This is a genomic window from Aurantibacter aestuarii (assembly GCF_003008425.1).
Classification (GTDB): Bacteria; Bacteroidota; Bacteroidia; order Flavobacteriales; family Flavobacteriaceae; genus Aurantibacter; species Aurantibacter aestuarii.
The window spans coordinates 693339-718499 of record NZ_PXOQ01000009.1; the positions used below are offsets into that span (position 1 = coordinate 693339).

General features: G+C 30.3%; 25 protein-coding genes. 16 read left to right on the forward strand and 9 right to left on the reverse strand.

The window, feature by feature from the left end; all coding sequences use genetic code 11:
- Positions 1–18: 18 nt before the first annotated feature.
- The 3 genes from C7H52_RS09810 to C7H52_RS09820 all read left to right on the forward strand — a co-directional run bounded on the left by C7H52_RS09810 (position 19) and on the right by C7H52_RS09820 (position 1755).
- Positions 19–387: a DUF2306 domain-containing protein gene (locus C7H52_RS09810; RefSeq protein ID WP_245918594.1), complete on the forward strand. Its 369-nt coding sequence runs from the start codon at positions 19–21 to the stop codon at positions 385–387.
- A gap of 73 nt (positions 388–460) precedes the next feature.
- Positions 461–631 (forward strand): Lacal_2735 family protein, encoded by a 171-nt coding sequence (locus C7H52_RS09815; RefSeq protein ID WP_106463722.1) that lies wholly within the window; start codon positions 461–463, stop codon positions 629–631.
- 5 nt (positions 632–636) lie between these two features.
- On the forward strand, positions 637–1755 hold the full coding sequence (locus C7H52_RS09820; protein ID WP_106463723.1) for an SDR family oxidoreductase: 1119 nt from the start codon (positions 637–639) through the stop codon (positions 1753–1755).
- Here the strand turns inward: C7H52_RS09820 and C7H52_RS09825 are convergent.
- Both C7H52_RS09825 and C7H52_RS09830 read right to left on the reverse strand, forming a co-directional pair.
- Complete coding sequence (locus C7H52_RS09825; protein WP_106463724.1) at positions 1752–2531, reverse strand: alpha/beta fold hydrolase; 780 nt, start codon at positions 2529–2531, stop codon at positions 1752–1754. The genes C7H52_RS09820 and C7H52_RS09825 overlap by 4 nt on opposite strands.
- A gap of 3 nt (positions 2532–2534) precedes the next feature.
- On the reverse strand, positions 2535–3680 hold the full coding sequence (locus C7H52_RS09830; RefSeq protein ID WP_106463725.1) for a cysteine desulfurase family protein: 1146 nt from the start codon (positions 3678–3680) through the stop codon (positions 2535–2537).
- 121 nt (positions 3681–3801) lie between these two features.
- Between C7H52_RS09830 and C7H52_RS09835 the strand changes: the two genes are divergently transcribed.
- Positions 3802–4743, forward strand: a complete 942-nt coding sequence (locus C7H52_RS09835) for a hypothetical protein (RefSeq protein WP_106463726.1) — start codon at positions 3802–3804, stop codon at positions 4741–4743.
- Between the two features lies 1 nt (position 4744).
- Here C7H52_RS09835 and C7H52_RS09840 read toward each other — a convergent pair whose 3' ends face one another.
- Entirely contained in the window at positions 4745–5302 is a 558-nt protein-coding gene (locus C7H52_RS09840) for a Smr/MutS family protein (protein ID WP_106463727.1), read from the reverse strand.
- Positions 5289–5489 carry a hypothetical protein gene (locus C7H52_RS09845; protein ID WP_106463728.1) on the reverse strand — a complete coding sequence of 67 codons (201 nt, stop codon included), beginning with the start codon at positions 5487–5489 and terminating at the stop codon, positions 5289–5291. Before C7H52_RS09845 ends, C7H52_RS09840 begins: the two co-directional genes overlap by 14 nt.
- 183 nt (positions 5490–5672) lie before the next feature.
- Between C7H52_RS09845 and C7H52_RS09850 the strand changes: the two genes are divergently transcribed.
- From C7H52_RS09850 to C7H52_RS09860, 3 genes are all read left to right on the forward strand, one after another.
- The gene (locus C7H52_RS09850) at positions 5673–7481 is read left to right on the forward strand and encodes a T9SS type A sorting domain-containing protein (protein ID WP_181256231.1); all 1809 of its coding nucleotides are present in this window, start codon (positions 5673–5675) and stop codon (positions 7479–7481) included.
- A gap of 93 nt (positions 7482–7574) precedes the next feature.
- Positions 7575–7838: a DUF2752 domain-containing protein gene (locus tag C7H52_RS09855; protein ID WP_106463927.1), complete on the forward strand. Its 264-nt coding sequence runs from the start codon at positions 7575–7577 to the stop codon at positions 7836–7838.
- A gap of 1 nt (position 7839) precedes the next feature.
- Positions 7840–8169 (forward strand): CCC motif membrane protein, encoded by a 330-nt coding sequence (locus C7H52_RS09860; protein ID WP_106463730.1) that lies wholly within the window; start codon positions 7840–7842, stop codon positions 8167–8169.
- 70 nt (positions 8170–8239) lie between these two features.
- Here the strand turns inward: C7H52_RS09860 and rocD are convergent, their stop codons facing one another.
- The 3 genes from rocD to C7H52_RS09875 form a co-directional block, all read right to left on the reverse strand.
- Complete coding sequence (gene rocD / locus C7H52_RS09865; protein ID WP_106463731.1) at positions 8240–9517, reverse strand: ornithine--oxo-acid transaminase; 1278 nt, start codon at positions 9515–9517, stop codon at positions 8240–8242.
- 103 nt (positions 9518–9620) lie between these two features.
- Complete coding sequence (locus C7H52_RS09870) at positions 9621–10235, reverse strand: response regulator (RefSeq protein WP_106463732.1); 615 nt, start codon at positions 10233–10235, stop codon at positions 9621–9623.
- 2 nt (positions 10236–10237) lie between these two features.
- Positions 10238–13291, reverse strand: a complete 3054-nt coding sequence (locus C7H52_RS09875) for a ligand-binding sensor domain-containing protein (RefSeq protein WP_106463733.1) — start codon at positions 13289–13291, stop codon at positions 10238–10240.
- A gap of 145 nt (positions 13292–13436) precedes the next feature.
- On the opposite strand from C7H52_RS09875, the gene C7H52_RS09880 reads away from it, so the two are divergent.
- The 4 genes from C7H52_RS09880 (at position 13437) to C7H52_RS09895 (ending at position 20083) form a co-directional block, all read left to right on the forward strand.
- Positions 13437–17270, forward strand: a complete 3834-nt coding sequence (locus tag C7H52_RS09880) for a T9SS type A sorting domain-containing protein (protein ID WP_106463734.1) — start codon at positions 13437–13439, stop codon at positions 17268–17270.
- A gap of 159 nt (positions 17271–17429) precedes the next feature.
- A complete protein-coding gene (rlmD, locus tag C7H52_RS09885) occupies positions 17430–18845 on the forward strand; it encodes a 23S rRNA (uracil(1939)-C(5))-methyltransferase RlmD (RefSeq protein WP_106463735.1) in 1416 nt (471 codons plus the stop codon).
- A gap of 1 nt (position 18846) precedes the next feature.
- Complete coding sequence (locus tag C7H52_RS09890) at positions 18847–19401, forward strand: DUF6452 family protein (protein WP_146130035.1); 555 nt, start codon at positions 18847–18849, stop codon at positions 19399–19401.
- Positions 19367–20083: a DUF6048 family protein gene (locus tag C7H52_RS09895; RefSeq protein ID WP_106463737.1), complete on the forward strand. Its 717-nt coding sequence runs from the start codon at positions 19367–19369 to the stop codon at positions 20081–20083. Before C7H52_RS09890 ends, C7H52_RS09895 begins: the two co-directional genes overlap by 35 nt.
- Before the next feature lie 5 nt (positions 20084–20088).
- On the opposite strand, the gene C7H52_RS09900 is transcribed toward C7H52_RS09895, so the two are convergent.
- Positions 20089–21246: a THUMP domain-containing class I SAM-dependent RNA methyltransferase gene (locus C7H52_RS09900; protein WP_106463738.1), complete on the reverse strand. Its 1158-nt coding sequence runs from the start codon at positions 21244–21246 to the stop codon at positions 20089–20091.
- A 198-nt stretch (positions 21247–21444) separates the two neighbouring features.
- On the opposite strand from C7H52_RS09900, the gene C7H52_RS09905 reads away from it, so the two are divergent.
- Genes C7H52_RS09905 through C7H52_RS09920 form a run of 4 tightly spaced genes read left to right on the forward strand, consistent with a single transcriptional unit; the run spans position 21445 to position 23780 of the window.
- Entirely contained in the window at positions 21445–22176 is a 732-nt protein-coding gene (locus tag C7H52_RS09905; RefSeq protein ID WP_181256232.1) for a class I SAM-dependent methyltransferase, read from the forward strand.
- Complete coding sequence (locus C7H52_RS09910) at positions 22177–22848, forward strand: ZIP family metal transporter (RefSeq protein WP_106463740.1); 672 nt, start codon at positions 22177–22179, stop codon at positions 22846–22848.
- 28 nt (positions 22849–22876) lie between these two features.
- Positions 22877–23305 carry a DUF4268 domain-containing protein gene (locus tag C7H52_RS09915; protein ID WP_106463741.1) on the forward strand — a complete coding sequence of 143 codons (429 nt, stop codon included), beginning with the start codon at positions 22877–22879 and terminating at the stop codon, positions 23303–23305.
- A 10-nt stretch (positions 23306–23315) separates the two neighbouring features.
- Positions 23316–23780, forward strand: coding sequence for a hypothetical protein (locus C7H52_RS09920; RefSeq protein WP_146130036.1), 465 nt, complete (start codon positions 23316–23318; stop codon positions 23778–23780).
- Positions 23781–23784: 4 nt separating this feature from the next.
- Here C7H52_RS09920 and C7H52_RS09925 read toward each other — a convergent pair whose 3' ends face one another.
- Positions 23785–24471 (reverse strand): peptidoglycan DD-metalloendopeptidase family protein, encoded by a 687-nt coding sequence (locus C7H52_RS09925; protein ID WP_106463743.1) that lies wholly within the window; start codon positions 24469–24471, stop codon positions 23785–23787.
- 125 nt (positions 24472–24596) lie between these two features.
- Between C7H52_RS09925 and C7H52_RS09930 the strand changes: the two genes are divergently transcribed.
- On the forward strand, positions 24597–25142 hold the full coding sequence (locus C7H52_RS09930; RefSeq protein ID WP_106463744.1) for a DUF2911 domain-containing protein: 546 nt from the start codon (positions 24597–24599) through the stop codon (positions 25140–25142).
- Positions 25143–25161: the final 19 nt, after the last annotated feature.

Here is a 25161-nt window from a genome sequence, read left to right on the forward strand (position 1 = left end):
ATGAGTTATGAAACGTTAATGTTTATTCATTTATACTCTGTAGTTCCTTCATTTGTATTAGGGACCTTAAATTTAATATTAAGAAAAGGAACTAATTTACACAAAACATTGGGGCGAATTTATATGATACTTATGCTCTTTACAGCTGTAGTAACTCTATTTATGAAAGCCCATGTGGGACCCGTATTTTTAAATCATTTTGGATATATTCATTTATTTAGCGTTCTAACCATTTACACAATTCCTACCGCATATACCGCTATAAGAAGAGGTGATGTTAAGGTGCATAAACGAAAAATGATTCTTTTATACTTTGGAGCATTAATTATTGCTGGCGGATTTACTTTTTTCCCTGGACGCTATTTACACGAAGTGTTTTTTGGTTAATTTTTAAATTTAAGAATCTTCATTTAAATTTTAAATAAGCTAAACTAAAGCATCGTATCTTTACTAAAAAAATATGTTTGGACTATTTAAAAAGAAAACAGAACTTGAAAAATTAGAGCTACAACATAAAAAGCTACTAGAGGAAGCTTTTAAATTGTCTAAAACAAACCGAAGTGCTAGTGACCAAAAACAACTGGAAGCTCAACAAGTTTTAGATAAAATTGAAGCACTACAAAATAAATAAACTGGATGAATTGCTTACTCACGGGAGCTACAGGTATTGTTGGTAGTCACATCTTATTTGAGTGGCTACATACCGCATTGACTACTTCTAAGATCAATCATTTATATGTCGTCATTAGAGCCAATCAACATACCGCAAAAGACCGCTTGCTTCAAATTTTAAATGATTCTAATAAACCTTCAAATTTAAATTCGTTTTCACCTGAAGAATTAATATCAAAAATTACGGTAATTGATAGTGACTTAAAAACACTTCAGCTTCATCATTTTAAAGCCTTACAAATAGACAGCATTATTCATTGCGCTGGTTCTACAAATTTAATGCCTTCTGGCGATACCGAGAATCTTGTAAATGAACAAAATTTTGAAGTGACCAAGCATTTACTTCACACATTTAAAAGAGAAATTAAAAGATTTATTTACATCAGCACCGCTTATTCATTTGGTATTCAAAAAGATAAAGTTGACGATTTTATTGAAAACCACACTATAAATCAATTTAGAAACCCTTACGAAGCATCTAAATATGAAAGTGAAACTTATGTAAAGCAATTTTGTAAATCACATCAGATTATTTCTCAAATTTTAAGACCAAGTATTGTTTGTGGGAGATTAATAGAGCCTCCTTTTTTTGAAACTCCAAAATTTGATGTGTTTTATAGCTGGCCAATGTTTTTAAATAAATATGCACAGCATTGTAAAGAGCATTTTAGAATCTGGATAGACAAAAAAAGCGGTCTTAATATTGTACCGGTAGATTTTGTAGCAAAAACAGTTATTCATGCCGTTTTACATCCAGAAATTACGGAACTTAATATTGTTAATCCAAAACAAATTTTACACAAAGATTATGTAGGTCACGTATTAAAATCTTTTAGAATTAATTCCTTCGAGTTTACCTCAAAAAAACCAGAACATCTTAACCCGTTCGAAACGCTTTACTATAAAAGTATTGGGGTTTTATTTGAAAAATATGTGTCAATACCAGATTTGCAATTTAACGCTGAAGGCATTTTAAAAGTTATTGAAACTTTAGATTTAAATATCAACTTAGATGTACACTCCAACTTTATGAAACTGGTTGATTTTTCGGTTGAAAAAAACTTTAGAAAAAGTTATTCTTAAAGTGATTTTATAAATGTTATAGATTGTAAATTAAATATCTCTGGCTCATCCACATTAACCACATGTCCACAGTTTTTAATAACATACAAGCTGGATTTAACATGCTGATGAACCATTTTTTTTATAGAAGGTAGAAACAAGTGGTCTTGTTCTCCCATAACATATAAAGTAGGAATTTTAATATCTTTTGCTCTAAAAAAACGCAGTAAAGGATTAATTTCTGAGGTTAATTTAAACCAACGAATAAACTCTTTCTGATACATTTTCTTAGCCTCATTTACAAAAAGAGATCGTGAAGTTTTATGATTTTTACGAGGCATAATAATAAATGCAAAAAACTTATATAACAACATATAAGGTACCACAGATTTAAAAATAACACCCAATTTCATGAGTATTTGAGAGCGCAAATCTAGTTTCATGATTGCGCCACCCATAATCATACTTTGCACGCGGTTGGGATATTTTTCGGCGAGATTTCTAATTAAAATTGTACCTAAGGATATGCCTACAAAATGAGATTTTTGAATATCAAGAAAATCCAATAATTCTAAAATATCATTAGTAATAGCATCAAAAGTATATTTGGTTTTAAAAGTGTCTTTAAGTTTTGGTTTACTGTTACCATGACCTCTTAAATCTAACATAAGGACATTAAACTCCTTTTTAAAAGCTCTAATTTGCTTAAACCAAATACTACTGCTGCCTCCTGCTCCATGAACAAAAGTAACCCATTGGGTAGAGGTGTCGTGTAAATAAGTGGTATGGTTTAACATGTGTTACATGGCTACAATAGCTTTTAATTCGCTTACAGCATAATCGATATCTGCTTTTGTATTAAATTTTGAAAATGAAAATCGTAACGAAGGTTTTTTCATCTGTTCCTCTGTTAAAATTTGCGATAACACATGCGAGCCTTTAGTACTACCACTTTGGCAGGCACTACCTTTAGAACAGGCAATCCCTTTTAAATCCATTTGAAACAACATCATTGGTGCCTTTTCGGGAGCAACTGGTAAGCATACATTAATTAAGGTATAAGTGCTATTTTCAAAACAAGCACAATTACCATTAAATTCTGCATCCGGAATAGCTTCACTTAAAGTCTCTATAAAATATCTTTTTAAAGATTTTACATATTCACGTTCTTGGTCCAGATTATCGTAAGACATTTGTAATGCCTTTTCTAAACCTACAATATTGTGAACAGACTCGGTTCCTGCACGCAAACCACGCTCCTGTTCACCTCCAAAAATTAAGGGTTTAATACCAGAACTTTTCTTAACGTATGCAAAACCTACGCCTTTTGGTCCATGAAATTTATGAGCGGAAACAGCTAAGAAATCGACATTAATAGCTTGTAAATCCATTTCAAAATGCCCGACAGATTGTACTGTGTCGCTATGAAATAAAGCATTATTCGCTTTACATAAATCGCCTACACGCTTAATATCTAAAATATTACCTATTTCATTATTAATGTGCATTAAACTCACTAAAACATCTTTATTAGCTTTTAGTAGCTCTTCCAAGTGTTCGTAATCTACATGACCACAATCATCTAAATTAACATACAGTATATTAGTACCAAATTCCTTATGAAGTTGATTTACTGAATATAAAACTGCGTGGTGCTCTATTCTAGAAGTAATAATTGTTTTTACTCCTAAATCTCTAACGGCACTGTTAAGGACCAGATTATCTGCTTCTGTACCACCAGAAGTGAAAATAATTTCTGCAGGAGTAGTGTTTAAATACTTTGCAACCGTTTTACGTGCGCTCTCTATTAAAGATTTTGCGCTTCTACCAACACTATGTGTTGAAGAAGCATTTCCATAATTTTCTAAAAGCACACTTGTCATAGCAGTAACTACTTCCGGTCTTAATTGTGTGGTTGCAGCGCTATCAAAATAAACAGTTCTCATTAACTAGTATTTTTTTGGGTTTTATTAAGTAATTCGACAAAAATAACTTAAATAAAATTAATTTACATAAGCTTATATTAATCAATCAAATCTTTTATTTTTGTTTCAAACTTAATGTATTATGAAAAAGTGGTTTATAATTAGTGCTTTACTTCTATTCTCATGTAATGATGGAGATATTATTACAGAAACTTTAGAGTTTGGTGATACATTTGAGGCTTGTGGAGAATTAGTTCTATATAAAGTAAAAACTAATCCAAATGAAACTCTATCCTTTCAAATAACAAGTCCAGCAATTAGTTTAGAAGATTTATTACAAACAGAACCTGCAAGTGACACTAATCCGCCACTTGTAAATTTAGTAAACCCAACGCCTGCAAGTATTACTGTAGGTAGTTCAAATATTTTAACTTTTAGAAGTTATGATGCAGCACCAAATAATATTTTTTGTAACGATGTACCTCCAACAAACATTGTAATTACACAAGACTTTACATCTAGCTCTGGCGAAGCTGCTTTTACGATTAGTTTATTTGAAGATGATAATGATGGTATTCCTGCAGAATTTGAAGACCTTAACGGTAACGGCGATTTAAATGATGATGATACCGATGGTGATGGCTTACCTAATTATTTAGATCCAGATGATGATGGAGATAACGTATTAACCATAAACGAAGAAGTAAATTTTGATGCAAGTCTAGCCAACCCTTTAAGCTTGGCACTTAACACCAATAGTAATGAAGATAATATTCCTAATTATTTAGATAATGATGACGATGGTGATGGCGTTTTAACAATTAATGAAGAACAATTTACACAAAATTTAAACCCAACTGATGATATTTCTACCGCTACAATAGGTCCAGATTATTTAAATAATGCTGTATTTGAAAGTGTTACAACTATGGAATATAGAGATCATATCATTACACAAACCTTTACAGTTGCTTTAAAGTTTTTTAATATTACGTTCCCAAATATTCAATATACCGAATTGGATTTTGGAACTTTAAATAGTGGAGAAACCACTAGAACACGTATTTACAAACCAGAATTTTAAACTAAGATTTACTTTGAAAAATATAGACTTCTGTAGCTCCTAAACCGTATTTTTTATAGTCGGCATCATAGTATTTAATATTGTCATAGCGTCCAAATAAATATTCTAATTCCATTTTAAGAACGCCTTCACCAACACCATGAATAAATACGATTTTCTGTAAGTTTTTTTTCATTGCAAATTCTAACTTATGCTGTGCTGTATCTAACTGAATAGTTTTCTTATCATGAGCTGTTAAGAATCTTTCATTAGCAACAAGATGATGAATATGAAGATCGACTTCCATAGTTGGCTCATAACGCTCTTTTTTACGAGATACAACAGTGTTTTTTCGTTTTGTTTCGGACTTTTCTTTTAAAACCTCGTTAAAAGAATCATAATCAAAAAAAGCATTGTCATCTAATGGTTTAGGTCTTTTTATAATTTCATTAATCTTAAAATTAAGTTCAAAACCATCCTCAGAAATAATATAAACCGTATCATTTTTAATAGACGTAATTTGACCAATAATAGCATCGTCTAAAACCTCAATAATATCTCCTTTTTTAAATATTTTCATCTTCTTCTATTGAATTTAAGACCTTAGTCTCATCTGTTTTACACGGTATTTTAGATTGTAACTTGTAAACCGAAAACATTACTAAAATTAATCCTATAATTTTGAAATAGACAAGTCCAAAAAAACTATCATTTAAAAGCAAACACAAGCCAATAAAAATTGCTAAATAGTAAAAAATAAAATTCATATACACTAAAATTCAATTACCGTTTAAAGATAAAATATGCATTTTAACTAAAAAACAGGTTTTAGAAACAAATTTAAGCTTCTTAATTAAGTAATTAACAGCAATTTGTTTATATTTATTATTATTAATGATTTTTACATTTTAAATTTATTTTAAATTTGTATGATTATCAATTTTTTTACTATGAGAAAAATTACCTTACTACTATCCTTTCTTTTTTGTTTGAGTATATCTTATGCTCAACTTAACGTTAGAAATAATGCTTACATTTATGTTGATGATGAGATTGTTTTTGTAGAAAACAATGTTAACCTTCAAGAAACTACAACCAATTTTTATTTACGTAATGAAGCGCAATTAATACAAGGGAATCAAACAATTGCAAATTCTGGAGATGGAGATTTAAGTCAGCTAGAGCCTGTTAAAAATGATTTTTACAGTTATAATGCTTGGGCGCTACCTGTTGGACAGACTGGAAACCCAAGTGAGTTTATGTTAGCTTCTGAAGGTACTGCAGCAAATGGTTTTATAGAAACTGGTGGGCTTAATTTTGTTAATGGTTACACTCCAAATAATGCTGCGGCTACATCAGAAATGGCTAAATATTGGTTGTGGGCTTTTTTACCTGGTTCAGTTTATGCAGACTGGGATTGGTTAGGTGATTTAACTACTACGATAGACCCTGGTTATGGTTTTTTAATGAAAGGTGCTTATGTTACCGATATTAATAACAGTTTAGACTTTAGAGGTTTACCTAATAGTGCAGATGTTTTAATTGATGTTAATCCTGCACAATTTACTTTAGCTGGTAATCCATACCCAAGTGCTTTAGATGCTCTTGACTTTATACATGAGCCAGCTAACGCAGGTAAATTAGAGGATGGAACTTTATACTATTACATTCACAATGGTAATGGCTCTCACAATCTGTTAGCGTATCAATATGCATATGCAACCTACACAATAAATGCTGCTGGAACGGTTGAAACTAAACCTGACCCTGCAATTCAAAATGCAGATATCACAGGAAATAGTCCAACTCCTGCAACTGGAAATTATACAAACCCAGGACAACGTTATATTTCAATAAGTCAAGGTTTTTTCGTACAAGGTGACTCATTAATGGTTGGGTCTGATCAACTAATATTCAGAAATTCACACAGAAATTATGTAAAACGTAGTGACCCTACATCTACTACAGCAAGATCTTCAAATTCTAATAGTTCATTAAGTGCTACTAACTTTGGTGCAGAAAATTTAATCCAGTATAATGCACAAGGTTATTCTATAATGCCTGCAGAATATAAAAGATTTAGATTTAATGTAACTTTTATTAATCAAAAAGTAAAAAGACAATTAATTCATACTTTTGGTGATCATTTAACACCTGGGAAAGATTACGGCTATGAAACACGTGTTTCTCCTGTTAACTCAACAGATGCATATTTCTTTAATGTAAATAGAAAACTTAATAGTATTGCAGATGCTTATGATGTTGATATGAAAATTCCATTTGCATTAAAATTAGCTACAGACCAAGTTATTAATTTTGGATTAAAAGATGTTCAAAATTTTGAAGCTAATCAGCCTATCTATTTGCACGATTTAAATACAGATGAATATTTTAACATTGCCACTAACGACCACCAAATGTCTTTACCTGCAGGAGATTATTCAAGTAGATTTGAGATTACATTTAAAAACAACGAGCAAGTGTTAAGTGTTATTGAAAATGAATTAAATGATTTTAACATCTATCAAAATAATAACGTACAAACCCTTAATATATTAAACCCTAACAGATTAGATGTATCTAATGTAGCACTTTATGATGTTACTGGTAAACAAATATTTAAAAGTTTAGAAATGAACACGAAACAACGATTTGAAGTTTCTACAAGTAATTTAAGCGATGGTGTTTATATTGTTAAGGTAGATTTTGAAAGCGGTGCTTCAACAAGTAAAAAACTAGTAATTGGTAACAAGAACTAGTTTTTAAGACTAATTACTTTAGTCATGATAGCCTTAAATAAAATAGTATATATTTTATTTAAGGCTATTTTTTTTATAATTGACGACCTACAAATGTTACCATGTATTAGCAAACAAATACTAAACATAACTTGTCCCGGCTGTGGACTACAAAGATCTGTTTTACTTTTGTATTATAAAGAATTTTACAAGGCATTCTTAATGTACCCTGCTATATATTTTTTATTAATATTACTAATACTTATATTTTTAAAAACGATATTCAAAAAATTAAAAGTTCAAAAAAGCATAAATACTATAGCTATATTAACCATTTCAACTATTTTTATAAACTATATCATAAAACTAATTCTCTAAAATGAAAAAATCTTTAAATCCAACCTTAGTCTACGTTTTATCTATTATTGGCTTGTTGTGTTGCTGTATTGCAGGAAGCGGTATCTTTTTGTCTGCTCCAGCATTTTATATTGCACATACTAAAGTAAAAGATGCACAATTAAATCCAGACGATTATGAAGGCGATATTAATGCTATGAATACTGCCAAAATTATTGCACTTTTAGTATTAATTATAAACGTTATTATGGTTATAAGAGTTATTTATGTACTAAGTACAAATGACTGGGATGCCATTATGGAACAATCCAGAATACTTATGGAAGAATATCAAAAAAATAGTGGCAACTAAGCTCTGTCTATCCTATAAACAAAAAAAATCGACCAATAGGTCGATTTTTTTATTTTCACTAAATGCTTAATTATTCAAATTGTTTTAATGTTGAAATAATAATTTGAACACAGTCTAATAACTCCTGTTCTGTCATTACTAAAGGTGGCGCAAATCTAATGATATTTCCATGAGTAGGCTTAGCCAGTAAACCATTATCTCTTAATGCCATACAAATATTCCAAGCAGTTTCACTGTCTTCATCATCATTAATAACAATAGCATTTAATAAACCTTTACCTCTTACTAAACTTACCAGCTCTGTAGTTTCTATATATTTATTTAATTCCGCTCTAAAAAGATTACCTAAATCAAACGCTTTTTGAGCTAAATTTTCGTCTTTAACCACATCTAACGCTGCCATAGCGACCGCTGCAGCGACAGGATTACCGCCAAAAGTACTTCCGTGGTTTCCTGGTTTAATAACATTCATTATAGGGTTGTTCGCCAAAACTGCACTAACAGGATATGCTCCTCCTGACAATGCTTTACCTAAAATTAAAATATCTGGTTTTACTTCAGGTGTTCCTGAACAGTTTTTATTTTCACAGTTACAGTTTCCACAAGTGGCTAACAAACGTCCTGTTCTTGCTATTCCTGTTTGTACCTCATCGGCAATAAAAAGTACATTATGTTTTTCACATAATGCTTTTGCTTTAGATAAATAGTCTTCACTTGGCACATAAACTCCGGCTTCTCCCTGAATAGGCTCTACTAAAAATCCTGCAACATTTTTATTATTTTCTAAAGTATGTTGTAAGGCTTGTAAATTATCGTATTCAATTTTAATAAATCCATTGGTATAAGGCCCAAAGTTTTTACGTGCTACAGGATCGTTAGAAAAAGAAATAATCGTTGTTGTCCTACCGTGAAAATTATTTTGGCAAACTATTATTTCAGCTTCATTCTCATCGATTCCTTTTACTTCGTAAGCCCATTTTCTACAAATTTTTAAAGCCGTTTCTACTGCTTCTGCACCCGTATTCATTGGCAATAACTTATCAAAGTGAAAAAACTCGGAAGCATATTTTTCAAATTTCCCTAGCATATCATTATAAAATGCTCGAGAAGTTAATGTTAATTGTTTTGCTTGATCCACCATTGCCCCAACAATTTTTGGGTGACAATGTCCTTGATTTACTGCCGAGTAAGCAGATAAAAAGTCATAATATTTTTTTCCTTCTACATCCCAAACATAAACACCATCACCTTTACTTAACACGACCGGTAAGGGGTGATAATTGTGGGCTCCATATTTGTTTTCTAAATCCATCGCATCCTGCGACGTTAATTGGTCTAAAACAGCCATTTTTTTTTAATTTTTTTAAGTTATAAAGTAGCCATTCCTTCTATACCTTTATCCTTTCGAAAGCTCGAAAATTCAGCGTGGGAGAGAAATCACCCCTAAAAGACTATTTTAGTTTGTATAGTCTTGATGTCATGGTAAAGTTAATCATTTCTGCAACTGTGCGCAAATTTAACTTCTCTCTTATGTTTTGTTTATGCTTTTCTACTGTTTGATTAGAAATGTTTAAAACCTCTGCAATCTCTTTACTGGAGTTACCATTAGACAACGTAACAAGCACCTGCTTTTCTCGTTTGGTTAGTAAGGCGATTTTATCTGAGTTATCTATTAAACCTTTAGAAGCTTGGTCTCTCTTTTTAAAATTTAATAGAGCTAAATTTATTGTGGCTTTTAATTGAGACTCATTAAATGGTTTTAATATATAAGCAAAAGGGCTGGTTGCTTCTGCTCTTTTTATGATATCATCATCGGAATAAGCGGTTAAATACACCACAGGTATTTTCTTAATTGTATTAAAATGTGATATAATTTCAATACCGTCTTTTTTAGAGTTTAGATTAATATCGGTTATAATAATATCGTATGTATTTGATGTAAAAAACGTTATAGCTTCTTCTTCATTTTTTGAAACATCAACTTTAGAAAATTTTTGCTTTTCTAAAGTCATTTTTAAATCTTTAGCAATTATTAACTCATCTTCAATTAATAAAATATGCAACATAATTAAGTTATTATTTGTTTTGGAACAGTAACATGATGTGTAACACCTCGGTTAGATTTAGTGATTATTTTACCATTTAATTGGCTTACCATATCATGGATTAAATCTAACCCTAAAGAATCATCATTAATTTTAGATGTATTATAGCCTACTCCATTGTCTTCAGTTACTAATTCTATATGATTTTTATGGTTATAAATATTAATTTTTAAAAAATTATCTTCTTTATATTTTGGAAAAGCATGTTTTACAGTGTTTGTAATAATTTCATTAATAATTAACCCAAATAGGGTTGTATTGAGCCCTTCCATTTCTACGTTCGCACAATTATAAACCATATTAAAATTAATATTATTCTCATCTGATAATGTAGCCATAATATTTTCACAAAGCTCTTCGGTAAATAGCTTAATATTAACTTTTTCATGATTTACGGCAATTTTATCCTCTAAATGAGAGATTGTTAAAATCCTATTTTTAGCAACTTTTAATGCATTTTTTGCAGTTTCATCTTTTAAATGGTAGGATTGAATATTAAGTAAACTTGAAATAATTTGTAAATTATTTTTAACACGATGTCTCAATTCTCTCATTAAGAATTTTATATTTTCCTTTTGGCTTTCAGATTCTGAATAAGCTAATTCTAAGGCATCTTGTTTTTTGGAAATTTCTCTTGTACGTTCTTTAACAATTAATTCTAACTTTAATTTATCGGATTTTAATTGTCTCGTTTTTAAAAAGTAAATAAAAAGTAAGGTCGACAGTATTGCCAAAACTAATGTGATTTTAAACCAAACAGTTTGATACCACGGCGGAATTATAGTTAATGAAAGCTTGTCTATATGTTTACTCCAGATTCCATTATCGTTAGTAGCCTTAATTTGAAATTCGTATTCTCCTGGGTCTAAATTGGTATAAGTAGTCGATTTGTCTTTAGTTACACTTCTCCAATCTTTATCAAACCCAATCAAACGATAGCTATAGTTGACCTTTTCTGGGTTCATAAAATTTAGAGCTGAATAATTGAAACTAATTACATTTTCGTTACTCTTAAATGACAAGTCATTTAAAAAAAGTATATTTTTCTCTATTGGCTCATTAAACAAATCTACTTGTTCTATATATACTTTAGGAGCATGAGGATTCTTTATTATACTGGTAGGATCAAAAATATTTACGCCATCTACGCCACCAAAATAAAACAACCCATTTTTGTCTTTATAACCTGCTTTACCATTAAACTCATTATTTTGTAAACCATCGTTCTTTGTATAGTTTGTAAAATTATTTGATTCTTGATTAAAAACTGAAAGTCCAAAATTAGTACTCACCCAAAGTTGATTATTTTGATCTACTAAAATGCTATAAATAAAGTCATTAGGTAAACCTTTTTGTTTATAAAATAATGTTGTTTCTGTTTTAGTAAGTTTTGTTAATCCCACACTTGTGCCAAACCATATAGCGCCACTTAAATCCTCCGTGATAGAAAAAATTCTATTACTACTAAGGTTAAAATGCTTTGTGTTTTCTGTATATGTTTTTATGGAACCATCGGGTTGTATTTTAAAAACGCCATCATCTGTACCTAACCAGATATTAGATTTTGAATCCTTATATGAGCATCGAGCTCTATTAACACTTAGTCCATTTAGAAGAAAAGAAATAAATTTATTTTCTTGTATTAAGTAGCGGTATAAACCACCAGACCATGTTGCTACCAATAATTCATTTTTATTAATAGGAAGAATTTCAATAACATCTCTATCGGAAAGCTTATCGGATGTTGAAATCATTTCTTCAAACGTATCAGTTTTACGATTATGTTTTAAAAGTCCACTTGTAAAACCTCCGGCCCAAATAGTGCCATTATAATCTTTCGCTATTGTATAAATTAATGGTTCTCCCATTAAATTATATTGTTTAAAGGATTTATTTATGGGATTATATTTTAATAAATCACTAGAAGCACCAATATATAGACTTTCAGGATTATCTTTTAAAAATTGAAAAGAACTAATTTTATTTGAGGAACTATAACCATCTAAAACCAGGCGTAAAGTTTTAAATTTTTCTTGGAACTCGTTAAAATGTAACAATCCTTCGCCTTCAGTTCCTATCCATAAATTACCTTTATTATCATCTAGAAATGATTCTACACTTATTTTATTAAATAAGATATCTTCTTGTGTTTTAAAAAGTACTTTTTTTATATTTTGAGTTGCAACATTATATGAATAAACCCCATTTGAAGTTCCTATTAAAAGCACCTTATCATCTAATTTATGAAACGCTTTTACTTTAGCTTTCAATGTATAAAATCTACTGCTATTATCGTTGTTGTTTTTTATGTAGAAACCGCTTTCTGTACCAAAAAAAATGTTATTTTTAAGTTGAGTTGCGCAGTTATAAATCTCTTTATTAAAGGAAGCGTTTGAGGTTAATTTATTTTGGGTTAGATTAAAATTTAAAACACCAAAATTAGTGGCCAATAAAATGTTATTACTGTTTTCTAAATAAATTCCATTTACTGAATTTTCAACATCAAAAACAGGAAGCTTAAAAGTTTGGTGTGTGTTTCTTTTTCTGTTAAAAATTATAAAGTGGTCTTGTGCACCAAATAATAAATATGTTTTATTAATACTGAAAATTTTATAAGCTCGCTGTAATTTTTCATTATCAATATCAACCTTTAGATTAAAAAAAGATTTTTTTGAAGGAATGTATCCATTTATACCCTTAGTATTTGTTGCAATCCATAAAGTATCATTTGTAAATAATAAATCTCTAATATGATCATCTTTAATACTTAAAGAATCGGACGGATTATGCAAATAGGGCTTAAATTTATAACTATTAAAGCGATGCAATCCATCTTCGGTACCTGCCCACAAATAACCTAAATCGTCTAAAGCTAATCCTTTTACATTAAGTTGAAGTAAGCCTTCTTTTTGTCCTAAAATATTAACAGTTAGTGTATCTAATTCTTTAATATTCTGACTTACACACAGTTGAACAGTAAATAAGAGGAATAAAAAATATAAAAAATTAAGTTTCAATTAATTTGGTTTTCAGTTGGGATAGTAAGTTACAAAAAATACATAAAATTAGGTATTTCATAAGCCTATTATCTTCCTTAATTTTATATCTGTTAAATCAACACACTTAAATAACTAATAAACAGGTGTTTAAAAAAACAACTTCATGAAAACTAATTTTACTTTACTAATCATTTTAGCTTTTAGCCTAAATGTAACCGCGCAATTTTCGGAAACATTTGAAAGCTATCCAACCGGAAATATGACGAATCAAAACCCATCGTTATGGAATACTTACTTTGGAGATTATAGTGCTGCGACATCAATAAACGTAAATAACGCATTTTCATTTCAAGGATCACAATCGGGATTAATAGACACAAACAGAGATGCTATTTTGAATTTAGGAAACAAAGCGTCTGGAAAATGGTCCTTAACATTTCAAATGTATGTGCCAACCAACAAAAGTGCTTATTTTAATATTCAGTCGACACTAAACGCAAATGGCGGAAGTGGACAAATGGGTACTAGTTTTATAAATGGTGGTTTTAATTTTAATCAGAATAATTTAAATCCTGGAATTGGAAATATAGCAGACACTGGTATTACCTTTAATTTTCCGCATGACGCATGGTTTACTGTAGAACTGTACTTTAATGTGGATAATAAAAGTCACCAATTAAAAATTAACAATACTGTAGTAAATACTATTGTTACTCCATTTAATAATGACAATACGGTTTTAGGAGGTATAGACTTTTATGGAGGCTCACCAGAAAGTCAGTTCTATATAGATAATTTAAACTATGTTGAAGTTTTTAATCCTGACTCTACTATTGTAACCGATTTAAATTTTGAACAAACACTTATAGATTTAAATATAGACTCTAACGGATTAACAGGTGACGTTCTTGAAAGCGATATTTTAGCAACAACAAGTATTAATGCGAGTAATAGAAATATTACAGACTTAAGAGGATTAGAAGCTTTTACAAATTTAACGACACTAAATCTTCAAAATAATAATATTACAGAAATAGATGTATCAAATAAAACAAGTCTTACTGACTTAAGAATTAGTAATAACCCACTAACCAATGGTATAGATGTTTCTATACTTCCAAACTTAGAGATTTTATTTGCTGATGGCATAGGAATTAATAATTTAGATGTCACTAACAATTCTAACTTAGAGTTTTTATTTGCTAGAGATAATCAATTAAACGTTATAGATTTAAGTAATAACCCTAACCTAAGATTTTTATTTTTAGGAAATAATGATATAGCTTTAATAGACTTATCTAATAACATACTTTTAGAACGTATTTCGTTATATCAAAACAGGATTACAACTTTTGATGCAACGCCTTTTAGTAATTTATTCTTGTTAGACCTACAAGATACAGATGCTGGATTTAATTTAACGTCGGTTAATGTTACAGGTCTTACGGCTTTAGATATTTTATTTGTAGGACAAAATTTAAGCCTAACAAGTTTGGATGTGTCAACTAATACAGCTTTAAGAAGATTGGGTATTAATGATACGGGAATTTCAACTATAGACATTTCTAATGCCTTGCTTTTAGAAGATTTTTATGCTGGAATTGCACAACTTTCTGGTAATTTGGATTTATCAGGATTCCCAAATTTAAGAGTTGTCGATTTGTTTCAAAATGACTTTACGAGTGTAAACGTAGCCAATGGAAATAATGCTAATCTTGTCAACCTTTACACAGGAGATAATCCAAACCTAAGTTGTATAACGGTAGATGACATTAACATCGCTTATGCTAACGAAGCAAATAACAATTGGTTAAAAGGACCTAATCAGTCTTATCAAACCAACTGCAGTATGTCTCCAGGTTCCGTATTTGTTCCTGATGATAATTTAGAACAAGAGTTAATCAATTTAGGAATTGATCAATCTGGAGTATTAGACGATACGATACTTATTACTGAAGCTTTAGGTACATATTTTTTAGACTTAAACAGTTTAAATATTTCAGATCCAACCGGTTTAGAAGAGTTTGTTAATCTTAGGGGTTTAAATATTTCTAGTAATAACCTTTCTGTTATTAATGTTAGCACTATGAACGAGTTGGATTACTTAGATGTGTCTAATAATAACCTAAACACCTTAAATATAAACAACAATCTATTATTAAAAGTCCTGTATGTAGGAGATAATAACTTAACAGGAATTAATATTGGACCATTAAACTTAAGAGAATTTGGTTGCGATGCTAATAATATTGTAAGTCTTAATTTAACTAATAGTGTAGATTTAGAGAGACTTTATGCTACCAACAACCAGTTAAATGGTTTAGATCTTTCCGTTAATACTAATCTACAATACCTGTTTATTAATCAAAACCCCAATATTGGACCTTTAGATTTAAACAGTCAAACCATGTTAATTGAATTAGGTGCTAGTAATATTGGAGATTCTACTTTTAATCTATCTCAAAATCCAAATCTTGAAATCTTACAACTTTCTGATAATGTTATTACTGGAATTAATCTTAGTAATAATTTAGCACTGAGAGAAATAGATTTAAATAATAATGATATCTCTGGACCAATGGATTTTAGCAATCATAATGCTTTAGAAGTAGTGTTGTTTGAAGGTAATAATCTATCACAATTAAACTTAAGAAACGGAAACACTAATTCCATTACTAATTACGACACCAGAAATAACCCAAGTTTAACTTGTATTGAGGTTGATGATGTTGCTTTTGCAAATGCAAATTTCACACTTAAAGATGCTGGGCAAAATTTTAGTTCAGATTGTTTATTTCAAGATTTAGTCTTTATTCCAGATGCAAATTTTGAGCAGGCACTTATAGATTTAAATATTGACACCAATGGACTAAATGGAAACATTTTTAGATCTCAAGCTGAAGCAGTTACAACTTTAAACGTAGATAATAACAATATTTCATCTCTTACTGGTATTGAAGCTTTCATAAATATTGACGATTTAAGATTTGCGAACAATAACATTAGCTCTGTAGACCTATCAACACTTTCTTTATTACAGCTTTTGTCTTGTTCAGGAAATCAGCTTACAGGTTTAGATTTAAGTAATAACCCAAACTTTACTCAGCTTTACGGAGACAATAATCAAATAAGTACTATAAGCTTCAATAATGAAGGAATTATTACCAATTTTAATTTAAGAAATAACCCAATCAATACATTAAACTTATCAGGATATACTAGCTTAACTCAAATTGATGTTGCTTTTAGTGACATAACAAATTTAAATTTTGCAAACACATTACAAGTTCAAGATATATTTATTGACGGATTAAACTTGAATGTTCTAAATTTGAGCAATAACACTAACCTTATTGCTCTTAATGCAAGTGATTTATTAAATCTTAATACGTTTATTTTACCTACATCCGCTCCTAATTTTGTCTTTTTAAGAGCTAATAATAGTGGAATACCTAATTTTAATATAGGGACATACACTGCACTAGATTTTGTAGAATTAGCAGATAATAATTTAACAGAATTAGATGCTTCGTTAAATATTAATTTAAATACGTTTAGAGTAAGAAATAATAATCTTTTAGCTTTAAATCTTAATAACAGTAACAATACTGCATTAATTAATTTAGAGCTAAGAGACAATCCTAATTTAACCTGTGTACAAGTTGACAATGTAACTCAGGCTAATTCAAATGTTACAAATGGTATTTGGTTTAAAGATGCAACTACCACTTTTTCTACAAATTGTTCCTTAAATGTTTCTGAAGTTGTTTTCGAAGATCAAGTAACAATTTACCCTAACCCTTTTGAAAATTTGGTTCATATTAAAACAAAAGAAAATATAAAAAACATAACAGTCTCAGACCTAAATGGGAAAATTGTATATAGAACAAATGAAACTTTAGAAACCATTAATTTAGATCAACTACAAGGTGGTTTATACATTTTAACTATTCAATTTGAAAAATATCAACTTATCAAAAAGCTAATTAAAAACTAAAAAATACATAAAATTAGGTATTTTTTAAGATGAACACGTGTTCTATATTTGCACTTAGATAATTATAATAGTTTAACCAACACAAAACCTCTGTAAAAGATTCATTTCTTTAAAGAGGTTTTTTTTATGTCAAAACTTAAAAAAAACTACATTTGCAACATGGCGAGAAAAAAAAACAGAAAGCAGGTTTTTACAGAAGTAGAAGTTATAGACGCTGGTGCTAAAGGCAAAACTGTTGCTAAAGCTCCAGATGGTAAAGTCATATTTCTACCTAATGCAGTACCCGGAGATGTTGTAGATGTACAAACTTTTAAAAAACGTACCGCATACTACGAAGGTAAAGCAACCATATTTCATAAATTAAGTGATAAACGTGTAGAGCCGGAATGTGAACATTTTGGTACTTGTGGTGGTTGTAAATGGCAAAACATGGGCTATGAACATCAACTTTTTTATAAACAAAAAGAAGTGGTGAATCACTTAACCCGAATTGGCCATATTGAGTTACCTGAAGTTACTCCTATTTTACCTTCAAAAGAACAATATTTCTATAGAAATAAAATGGAATTTTCTTTTAGCGATTCCAGATGGCTTACTCTTGACGAAATTAATAGTAATGAAGACTTAGGCGATAAAAATGCTCTTGGTTTTCATATACCAGGAATGTGGGACAAAATTTTAGATGTTAAAAAATGTCATCTTCAAGCCGATCCTTCAAATGCCATAAGAAATGCGGTAAAAGCTTTTGCAATAGAAAATAACCTTGAGTTTTTTAATACCAGAAACCAGACGGGTTTATTGCGCACCATGATGATAAGAACCTCTTCTACGGGAGAGATTATGGTTTTAGTTCAGTTTTTTAAAGACGATAAAACTAAAAGAGAACTTCTTTTAAATTACATTGCAGAAACATTTCCTGAAGTCACTTCTCTACAATATGTTGTAAATGAGAAGGCAAATGATACCATTTACGACCAAGAAGTTATTCGCTATAAAGGTGAAGACCACATTTTTGAAGAAATGGAAGGTCTAACTTTTAAAATTAATGCCAAATCATTTTACCAGACCAACTCTAACCAAGCCTATGAACTTTATAAATTAACCCGTGATTTTGCTGGTTTAACTGGCGAAGAATTAGTTTACGACCTATATACAGGTACTGGAACCATTGCCCAATTTGTTTCCAAAAAAGCAAAAAAAGTCATTGGTGTAGAAGCTGTTCCGGATGCTATTATGGCTGCCAAAGAAAATGCGGAACGCAATAATATTACGAATTGTGAGTTTTTTGTAGGAGATATGAAAAATGTCTTTAATCAAGAATTTATAAACACACATGGTCATCCAGATTTAATCATTACTGATCCACCAAGAGATGGAATGCATAAAGATGTCGTACAGCAAATTTTAAATATTGCGCCTCAAAAAGTAGTCTATGTAAGCTGTAACAGTGCTACGCAAGCAAGAGATTTAGCTTTAATGGACGCTAATTATAAAGTCACCCGTATGCAACCTGTAGATATGTTTCCACAAACATTTCATGTAGAAAATATTGTACTTTTGGAAAAACGCAACTAAAATGAGAGTTTTAAAAAGCATCTTACTTATTCTCTGTTCTCTATTTATAGTTACTAACTGTGAAAAGGATGATATTTGTGCCAACACCACTCTAACTACACCAAGAATGGTGGTTAATTTTAAAGATATAGTTGTACAGGAGAATTTAAAAACGGTTAATAATTTATTAGTCCAAGGTGTGGGGAATGAAGCTGTCTTGACTGGCTATAATTCTGTAGATGTTGCTGAAGTGCTTTTACCCTTAAAGATTGATGTACCTAATATTGAAATTACAACTCAATATGAATTAATTAAAGATTTTAATGAAGTTGATGATAATGGTACTCCTAACGACCCTAATGACGATATAGAATTGGCTAATTCGGATATCATTACCATAAAATATGTGGTTAAAGAAATTTATGTTTCGCCAGCTTGCGGTTATAAAGTTCAATATGAAAACGTATCTATTATGGTTGAACCTGATGCCGATAACTGGATTTTATTAACCGAACCTTCAATTGACAACTTAATTATTAGAGATGAAACGATTACGCATTATAACCTTTTTCACTAGTTTATTACTTTCTAGCGGGTCGTTAATCTCACAAAACGACATAGAACAAGAAGTAAAAACAGACTCTTTACCAAAAAAAGAACTAAAATATGGTATTAGAGTTGGTGTAGACATGGCCAAATTGGCTAGAACCGCGTTTAGCGATAACTATTCTGGTTTTGAAATTTTAGCAGATTATAGATTTTCCAAAAAGTTTTTTATTGCTGGAGAAATTGGTAGTGAGCAAAAAGATTTTGAATCGGATTATCTTGATGTGACCACAAAAGGAAACTATTTAAAAGCGGGTTTAGACTATAATATGCATGATAACCTGTTCCCTTTAGATAACATGATTTATGCTGGTTTTAGAGTAGGTTATTCCAACTTTACACAAACTATAAATGAAAGTACAGCATATACGGTATATCCGTATTGGCAACCTACTCCAGCTAACACCACAGAACGTAATTTTGATAACTTATCTGCTATCTGGGTTGAAGTTCAATTTGGTATTAAGGCTGAAGTATTTACAAATTTATACTTAGGTGTTAACGCACAACTAAAACATTTAGTTAGCGAAGACCAACCAGATAACTTTGCAAACTTATATATCCCAGGATTTAACAAAGTCTTTGAAGGTGCAAAAATTGGTGCAGGTTTTGGATACTCTATATCGTACAGAATACCCGTATATAAAAAGTAAATGGCTTAATCCTGAAACTTAGCTTTTTTACTACCTTCATAAATATCGTACTTCACTAGTTTAGATTCTAGTTTAGCATTAAATAATTTTATTTTACGAGAAGGTCTTAATCCTACATGTTTAAAGGCTTCTAAATTAGAGGTAATAAACCATGCTGTGGTACCTGGATAATTTTGTTTTAATGTGTCGCCTATATTCTTGTAGAAATTTTCCATATCAATATCTAATCGCTCTCCGTATGGCGGATTAAAGACCATCTGTAAATGTTTGTCTCCTCCTTTTTGGGTTTTGAAAAAATCTTCGTGTTTTATTGTAATAAATTCGTCTAAATGAGCCGATTTGGTATTTTCTATAGCTTTAGCCACAGCGCTTGGAGATTTATCAAACCCTAAAATTCTATGATGAAAATCTCTGGTTTTCTTTAATAAGGATTCTTCTATTTTTTCAAACAACTCCACATCCCAATCTGCCCAACGCTCGAATGCAAATTCTTTACGCATTAAATTTGGAGGTATATTACAAGCTATCATAGCCGCTTCGACCAACATTGTTCCACTACCACACATAGGATCCATAAAATCACTTTGTCCGTCCCAGCCAGACAACATAATTAGTCCAGCTGCCAAGACTTCATTAATTGGAGCTATATTTGTAGCCGTTTTATAACCACGCTTATGTAAAGACTCTCCAGAGGTATCTAAACTCACATTACAAACATTGCGGTCTATATGTATGTTAATTTTCAAATCTGGAAAACGTAAATCCACATTAGGTCGTTCTCCGGTTTGGTCTCTAAATCTATCGACAATAGCATCTTTTGTTTTTAAAGATATGTATTGCGAATGGGTAAACACGTTGGAGTTTAACGTTGAGCTTACTGCTAGAGTACCCGCATTTTTCATGTACTGCTCCCAAGGCATTTTGTAAATCTGGTCGTACAAATCCTGCTCTGTCTTTATTTTAAAGCTATGTATAGGTTTTAGAATTTTTATTGCGGTACGCAAGGCTAAATTAGCCTTATACATAAAACCTTTATCGCCTTCAAAAGAAACACTCCTTACGCCTTTTTTAAGATTTGCTGCTCCTAATTGTCTTAATTCTCTTTCTAATAAATCTTCAAAACCAAATAAGGTTTTTGCAACCATTGTGAAATTATTCTCCATGTTTTACGTCTAATTACATGCAAAAATACGCTATTTTTACACAAATTTTGTAGTAATCTGTAACAGGTTAAGGATTGAAGCAATTGTTGAAGCTCTTTTTAAATGGGTTCTTAAAACCCTTTTAAAAAAGCGACTTGCGTAAAGCCTGACTTTTTAAGCGATTTAATGAGCTTAAAAAGAAACCATCAAATAAAAAACATGACTGAAACATCTTCTACTTGGTATACCTCTTGGTTTGACACACCATTTTACCATATTCTTTATAAAGACCGAGACTACTCTGAGGCTCAGGATTTTATGACTAATTTAACCGAATACTTAAATATGCCAGAACATGGTACTATTATGGATTTGGCTTGTGGTAAAGGAAGACATTCTGTATTTCTAAATACTTTAGGTTACAATGTGCTTGGGGTCGATTTAAGCCAAAATAGTATTAATTATGCTAAACAATTTGAAAACGAAACCCTTAAATTCGAAGTACATAATATGTGCGAGCCTTATGATGGAGAATTTGATGCGGTATTTAATTTGTTTACCAGTTTTGGGTATTTTGATAAGGAAGAGGATAATCTAAACACTATAAAAGCTATTCATAAAAACTTAAATGAATACGGGTTTGGTGTGATTGATTTTATGAATACGGAATATGTCATAGCGCATCTCGTGCCAGAAGAAGTTAAAGTTGTAGAAGACATTTCATTTCATCTAAAACGCCGTGTTGAGAACGATTTTATAATTAAAGATATTAATTTTACTAGCGATGGTAAAGACTACCATTTCCAAGAGCGCGTTAAAGCACTAAGTCTAAAACATTTTGAACATTTGTTTGAAAAAGCTGGAGTTTACTTATTGGACATATTTGGAGACTATAAATTAAACAAGTTTAAAAATAAAACGTCCGAACGTTTAATTATGATTTTTAAATAAATGCAGAATATTTTATTTCCCATTCTTGCAGTTGTTTTAGGTTATTTAGTGGTAATTATTTTAAAGCCTAAGCAACCTAAGCACCTAAAATTATTGTTAGCGTTTTCTGGTGCTTTTTTATTATCTGTAACCGTTTTCGACTTTTTGCCAGAAGTGTTTAGTATGCAAAATAAACGCATTGGTTTATTTATAATGATTGGAATTTTATTTCAGATAATTCTAGAGTTTTTTTCGAAAGGCGCAGAACATGGTCATGTACATTTACATAAAACTTCTACACATTTTCCTTGGTTACTTTTTATAAGTTTAAGTATACATAGCATATTGGAAGGTATTCCTATTGAAGCTCACAACAATTTATTATATGGAATAATTATTCATAAATTACCTATTGCCATTATTTTAACAACCTTTTTTATAACCTCCAGTTTAGGCAAAACAAAAAGTATTATTTTCTTAATTTTGTTTGCATTAATGACGCCTTTAGGTGTGTTTTTATCTAAAAACTTTAGCTTTTTCGATACGTATTATTATGAAATTTCGGCATTGGTTATTGGTATTTTTCTACATATTTCCACCACTATTTTATTTGAAAGTAATGAAGGACATAAATTTAATTTCACTAAACTTATGACCATTATTGCGGCTGTTATTTTAGCTTATTTTATCTAATTAAACTATAATTTGTAAAATTTAAAACATGTTTAGCAAGGAGGAATCGCGCTTATTAAGAGAAGAGTTTTGGACCAGTTTTGGTAAATCTTTTCCAAGAAAATGGATTTTATATAACACCAAGTTAAAAGGCTTTAGTTTTAAATTTCATTTTAATAATCGTGAAGCTGCAGTGGTTTTAGATTTAGAAGACGATTTAGAGCACCGTATTACATATTGGGGAAAATTAGAAAGCTTAAAGTCTATTTTACAAAGCGAATTTTTACCAGATGCCGTTTATCATGAAATTTATATTTTAGATAATAAAAAAGAAATTTCCAGAATTGAAGTTAAATTAGACCATAAAGTATCCATTCATAATAAGAATACATGGCGCGATGTCATGGAATTTTTTAATAAAAACATGAGCCTTTTTGAAGACTTTTTTATTGAATATAAGGATATTATTGAAGCTTAAATACAAGTTTATGAAAGGTTTTATTAAAATTTTAAATTATCTCTGCCTATTTTTAGCATTGATAATTTTAAGTGACTTTATATATTCTAGTAATACTATTAAAGATTCTATAGTTAAAAAAACAACTCATTTTGAAAGCTACCATAATGCAGGAGGAAACTCTCACGTTTCTAAATCTATAAAAACATCTCGGTTTGTATTTAATTGTAGTGACACGTTTTATGAAACGTCCAATGTTGGAGATTCACTTATAATCAGTACGTCGTATTTATTTAATAAAGTCAACGCTTATCAAAATTTAAAAACGCAACGCTCCGAAACTTACTCTCTTAGAATTTTAACGGGTTTAATAGTTCCGTTATTGGTGTTTCTTATTGGATTAATTTCGTTTAAGCTAAAAGATAGACTGTCTATTTTAGTGTTTGTTAGTCAAATAGCTCTTCTAGCAAACTTAATGTATTTAATAGCTTCCTAAAAGATTAGCTTAGCCCTAAAATAAGCTTTGGGTCGGGACAATTTTTCTTATAAAAGTCGAGATTTTCAAGACTAGAAACACCTGGATAATCTCCAAAATTCCCTTGTAAATCTTTAATTAGTTGAAAGTGTAAATGCGGCGCATAATCTCCATTTATAGAGGCATCACCTAAAACTGCAATTGGTTCTTGTTTTTTAAAGGTCTTTCCTACTTTAAGTGAGCTTATAGAATTTAAACTTAAATGACCATAAAGTGTATAAAATGTTTCGTTGTTTAATTCATGTTCTAAAATAATAGTCGGCCCATAATCTCCAAAATTAGTATTGTTTTTAAAACTATGGACTTTACCGTCAAAAGCGGCTAAAACAGAAGTTCCTGCTTTAACCCATAGATCTAATCCTAAATGTACACAGCGTTGTTTAGATTTATCTTCTGTATTAAAATAAGTACTTCTGTCGTACAAGGCTCTACGTTCTAAATACCCACCATAAGCCACTTTTTTATGGCGTTCTTTTAAAAAATGGTTGATATAAATTTCCCACTCAGAAGAATCTTCAATGTTAAAATGCTTTAAATCTGTATTAGCTATAGAAAGATCGATGGGTACATATTGGTCTATAGAAATTGAAGCGTCTATAACTTTGACAGGATTTTGAAATTCTTTTGCAGACGATGAAAAAATAGTGGACATTTTTATAAAATTTACCAGATAAATGTAATTAAAGCTAACAGATTTTTATGAAAGTTTTATCATATTAACAACATTCAAATTTAACACTTTAAAGTATCTTTGAAAGAACTCTACCAACAAATCATATGAAACGTATTATTATTATTCTTTTTATAATTGCTTTAGCTGTTTTTGGCTATTCTTACTTTAGTGGTGGCCTATTCAGCAATCCTTTAAGTCCAAAAAAAACAGTTGCTTTTGAAGTAGAAGGTTTAGAGCTTGAAGTATTTTATAATCGTCCAAGTAAAAGAAATCGAGATGTTTTTGGTGCTTTAGTGCCTTACAATCAAGTTTGGCGTACTGGAGCTAACGAAGCTACGACTTTTGAAACTAATTTGGATTTAGAAATTGGTGGACAAACTTTAAAAAAAGGTAAATATTCGTTATGGACAATTCCTAAAGATACCTCATGGACAGTAATATTTAATTCTAAAATGTATCCTTGGGGTGTAGATGAAACGATGAAACCTATGCGAGAAGGTGAATTTGATGTCCTTACCTACGAAGCAAATGTTAGTAAAATAGATACTACCGTAGAGCAATTTACTATTGCTTTTGATAATAGTACAGACAATTTATTTTTAACTATGGCTTGGGACACTACTAAAATTGAGGTGCCATTAAAATATTAGACCAACTTTTATATGAAGC

Excerpts from the sequence above, each read along its gene's own strand:
- C7H52_RS09840 (WP_106463727.1), bottom strand. The coding sequence starts at position 5,302 with ATGAAAATATTTAAAAAAGGAGATATTATTGAGGTTTTAGACGATGCT.
- C7H52_RS09845 (WP_106463728.1), bottom strand. The coding sequence starts at position 5,489 with ATGAATTTTATTTTTTACTATTTAGCAATTTTTATTGGCTTGTGTTTG.
- C7H52_RS09870 (WP_106463732.1), bottom strand. The coding sequence starts at position 10,235 with ATGTTGCATATTTTATTAATTGAAGATGAGTTAATAATTGCTAAAGAT.
- C7H52_RS09830 (WP_106463725.1), bottom strand. The coding sequence starts at position 3,680 with ATGAGAACTGTTTATTTTGATAGCGCTGCAACCACACAATTAAGACCG.
- C7H52_RS09810 (WP_245918594.1), top strand. The coding sequence starts at position 19 with ATGTTTATTCATTTATACTCTGTAGTTCCTTCATTTGTATTAGGGACC.
- C7H52_RS09900 (WP_106463738.1), bottom strand. The coding sequence starts at position 21,246 with ATGGAGAATAATTTCACAATGGTTGCAAAAACCTTATTTGGTTTTGAA.
- C7H52_RS09895 (WP_106463737.1), top strand. The coding sequence starts at position 19,367 with ATGAAACGATTACGCATTATAACCTTTTTCACTAGTTTATTACTTTCT.
- C7H52_RS09850 (WP_181256231.1), top strand. The coding sequence starts at position 5,673 with ATGAGAAAAATTACCTTACTACTATCCTTTCTTTTTTGTTTGAGTATA.
- C7H52_RS09825 (WP_106463724.1), bottom strand. The coding sequence starts at position 2,531 with ATGTTAAACCATACCACTTATTTACACGACACCTCTACCCAATGGGTT.
- C7H52_RS09860 (WP_106463730.1), top strand. The coding sequence starts at position 7,840 with ATGAAAAAATCTTTAAATCCAACCTTAGTCTACGTTTTATCTATTATT.
- C7H52_RS09820 (WP_106463723.1), top strand. The coding sequence starts at position 637 with ATGAATTGCTTACTCACGGGAGCTACAGGTATTGTTGGTAGTCACATC.
- rlmD (WP_106463735.1), top strand. The coding sequence starts at position 17,430 with ATGGCGAGAAAAAAAAACAGAAAGCAGGTTTTTACAGAAGTAGAAGTT.
- C7H52_RS09915 (WP_106463741.1), top strand. The coding sequence starts at position 22,877 with ATGTTTAGCAAGGAGGAATCGCGCTTATTAAGAGAAGAGTTTTGGACC.
- C7H52_RS09920 (WP_146130036.1), top strand. The coding sequence starts at position 23,316 with ATGAAAGGTTTTATTAAAATTTTAAATTATCTCTGCCTATTTTTAGCA.
- C7H52_RS09815 (WP_106463722.1), top strand. The coding sequence starts at position 461 with ATGTTTGGACTATTTAAAAAGAAAACAGAACTTGAAAAATTAGAGCTA.
- C7H52_RS09925 (WP_106463743.1), bottom strand. The coding sequence starts at position 24,471 with ATGTCCACTATTTTTTCATCGTCTGCAAAAGAATTTCAAAATCCTGTC.
- C7H52_RS09890 (WP_146130035.1), top strand. The coding sequence starts at position 18,847 with ATGAGAGTTTTAAAAAGCATCTTACTTATTCTCTGTTCTCTATTTATA.
- C7H52_RS09855 (WP_106463927.1), top strand. The coding sequence starts at position 7,575 with ATGTTACCATGTATTAGCAAACAAATACTAAACATAACTTGTCCCGGC.
- C7H52_RS09880 (WP_106463734.1), top strand. The coding sequence starts at position 13,437 with ATGAAAACTAATTTTACTTTACTAATCATTTTAGCTTTTAGCCTAAAT.
- rocD (WP_106463731.1), bottom strand. The coding sequence starts at position 9,517 with ATGGCTGTTTTAGACCAATTAACGTCGCAGGATGCGATGGATTTAGAA.
- C7H52_RS09910 (WP_106463740.1), top strand. The coding sequence starts at position 22,177 with ATGCAGAATATTTTATTTCCCATTCTTGCAGTTGTTTTAGGTTATTTA.
- C7H52_RS09835 (WP_106463726.1), top strand. The coding sequence starts at position 3,802 with ATGAAAAAGTGGTTTATAATTAGTGCTTTACTTCTATTCTCATGTAAT.
- C7H52_RS09930 (WP_106463744.1), top strand. The coding sequence starts at position 24,597 with ATGAAACGTATTATTATTATTCTTTTTATAATTGCTTTAGCTGTTTTT.
- C7H52_RS09905 (WP_181256232.1), top strand. The coding sequence starts at position 21,445 with ATGACTGAAACATCTTCTACTTGGTATACCTCTTGGTTTGACACACCA.